The organism is Rhizobium sp. P1_C7 (genome assembly GCF_056406295.1).
This window is the reverse complement of record NZ_JBFUAL010000056.1, coordinates 1-2,643: the sequence shown is the minus strand read 5'-3', so window position 1 is coordinate 2,643 and position 2,643 is coordinate 1. Positions and strand designations below refer to the sequence as shown.

The window sequence follows — 2,643 nt, the reverse complement described above, 5'->3', positions numbered from 1 at the left end:
CTATAGCGCGGCGATCTGGATGAGAGGCGCGCGACAATCTGGATGAGAATCCTGTGTGTCGCTGGCTGGGTGAGTTTATCTGTTTGATTGACGCTCGCAAGCGTCATTCATTGGTCTGATTGACGCTCCGCGACAATCTCGTTTGTGTTGTTGATTGTCGCGTATGAGGACGGCCTTCCACGTTGGCGTTTTGCCTCCATGGCAGAGCGACGCCTGTAACTTTCGACGTTCATCTCGAAGATCGTTGCGTGATGAACAAGCCGGTCCACCGCGGCGAGCGTCATCGCCGGATCCGGGAATACACGGTTCCATTCTCCAAACGGCTGGTTTGCCGTAATCAGCATGGATTTACGCTCGTATCGTGCGGAGATCAGTTCAAACAGAACGCTGGTTTCGGCCTGATCCTTGGTGACATAAGCAAGGTCATCGAGAATGAGCAGATCGAATCTTTCGAGCTTGTTGATCGCAGATTCCAGTTGAAGTTCGCGGCGAGCGACTTGCAGCTTTTGAACCAGCTCCGTCGTGCGCGTGAAGAGAACCCGCCAACCGTTCTCGACGAGTGCCAGCCCGATCGCGGCAGCCAAATGGCTCTTGCCGCCGCCCGGTGGACCGAACATCAAGACATTGGCTCCCTTTGCGATCCATGCGTCGCCGGCGGTGATCGCCATGACCTGGGCTTTCGAGATCATTGGCACGGCATCGAAGTCGAAGCTGTCGATTGTCTTTCCGGGCGGCAGTCTTGCTTCAGCGAGATGACGTTCAATCCTGCGCCGGTCTCGTTCTGAGAGTTCGTGCTCGGCAATGGCCGAAAGGAAGCGCGCTGCTGGCCAGCCTTCCTTGTCGGCCTGTTCGGCAAATTGCGGCCACAGAACTTTGATCGCTGGCAGGCGGAGTTCATTGAGCAGCAGCGAAAGGCGTGCGGCGTCGACGGAGCTGCTATTCTTCATGCTGCATCTCCCATCTCGTCCGATGCGAGCAGAACTTCGTAGCTAGAAAGAGGAGCCAGTTGGACGACGACACCGGGTATCGCGGCCGGATCGGGAGCGAACAATGCGTTCAGGCGCTGCATGTTCGGCAGTTTACCGGCGTCGAGACCGAGCTGAAGCTGGTCGGCGAGTTCAGCCTCGCAGCCGCGGTCATGCGCAAGTGCGAGGAGCTCGACCATCAACTTGCACGCCTGCTTCTCCGGCATCCGTTCAATCAACAGGTCGAAGGTCTGCCGATACGATTGCCGTGGAAAGAGCTGATCGCGATAAACAAGGCCGAGCAGAGCCATGGGTTTGCGGCGCAGCGAATGAATGACATGCCGATAGTCGACGATCTGACTATGCTTGCCACTGGAGTGAGCGCGCCCTCGCGGCAGTGTCATCAATGGTGTTCCGCCGACAAACAGATCAAGGCGATCGTCGAAAAGGCGAATGCGCAGCGTGTGTCCGATTAGTCGGGAAGGAACGGTGTAGAAGACTTTGCGCAACGTAAAGCCCCCCGTACGCGCGACACGCAGAACGATCTCTTCGAAATCGGTCGTTCGTCTCTGCGGCAAACGTTGCAGATGCATTCGTTCCACATCGGTTCGCTTGCCCTTCAGCGCATTGCGACGGCCGATAATCTCATCGATGAAGCTGCGATAGCTGTCGAGGTCGTCGAAATCATTTGAACCTCGCATCAAGAGTGCGTCTTTGATCGCACTCTTGAGATGGCCATGGGAGCTTTCGATCGAGCCGTTCTCATGGGCGATACCCTTATTGTTGCGCGTCGGCGTCATCAGGTAGTGCTCGCAGAGCTGCTCGTAGCGTTGCGTCAAATCCCGCTTTGCGTCGTTGTCGAGATTGCGGAAAGCAGCAGAGAGGCTATCCGTTCGGTGGTTCAATGGTGCCCCACCCACCGACCACAAAGCATTCTGCAAACCTTCCGCCAGGGCGACAAAGCTCTCTCCGCCCAAAATGACGTGCGCATGCTCAAAGCCGGACCAGACAAGACGAAAGTGATAAAGAAGATGATCAAGCGGCGCACCGGCGACGCGAACGCCAATGCTGCCCATATCGGTGAAGTCGGATAGTCCAAGCCTGCCTGGCTCATGAACCTGCCGAAAGATAACCTCCTGTTCTTGGCCATGTATTGCCCGCCATGCGCTGATCCGCCGTTCCAAAGTCCGCCGAATTCCCTGCCCGAGTTCCGGATGACGCCGCAGCATCTCCTCGTACAGGGCCACAGATCGAATACCTGGCGAGGACTTCAGGATCGGCACGACTTCGGCGTCGAAGATGTCGACGAGTGGATCGGGGCGCCGCCGTTCACGTGCCGCCGGCTTCTTTTGGGACGGTAGCCTGGCATCGCTATCAAGGCGGTAGGCTGTGGCAACGCTTATGGAGGATTTGGCGGCCGCAACGGTGACCGAATGCGTCTGACGCAACGTCATAAAAAGCCTCATTTGATGATCGTTTACATGGCGACCCGGCAATCGGTGCTCCTCTCAGGAATACACCTCGATACTGGGCCGGCCGCGATACACAAACGAGCCGAAAAATCTCGCCGTCAGCCCTGCTGGAACTCCGGCAGGGCTACGCCCTCCCTACGTTCCAGCAGGGCTGACAGATTCTCATCTTGATTGACGCGCATTCTCATCCTGATTGTCGCGCCGCA

The 2,643-nt window shown here is 57.2% G+C and carries 2 protein-coding genes; both read right to left on the bottom strand.

Annotated features, from left to right (window positions below; all coding sequences use genetic code 11):
• Positions 1-107: 107 nt before the first annotated feature.
• On the bottom strand, positions 108-947 hold the full coding sequence (istB, locus tag AC1D2R_RS32050; RefSeq protein ID WP_477973844.1) for an IS21-like element helper ATPase IstB: 840 nt from the start codon (positions 945-947) through the stop codon (positions 108-110).
• Entirely contained in the window at positions 944-2,461 is a 1,518-nt protein-coding gene (gene istA / locus AC1D2R_RS32045; protein ID WP_477973842.1) for an IS21 family transposase, read from the bottom strand. The genes istB and istA overlap by 4 nt, the downstream gene beginning before the upstream one ends.
• Positions 2,462-2,643 lie beyond the last annotated feature (182 nt).

Coding starts and splice junctions, on each gene's coding strand:
- istB (WP_477973844.1), bottom strand. CDS start 947: ATGAAGAATAGCAGCTCCGTCGACGCCGCACGCCTTTCGCTGCTGCTC.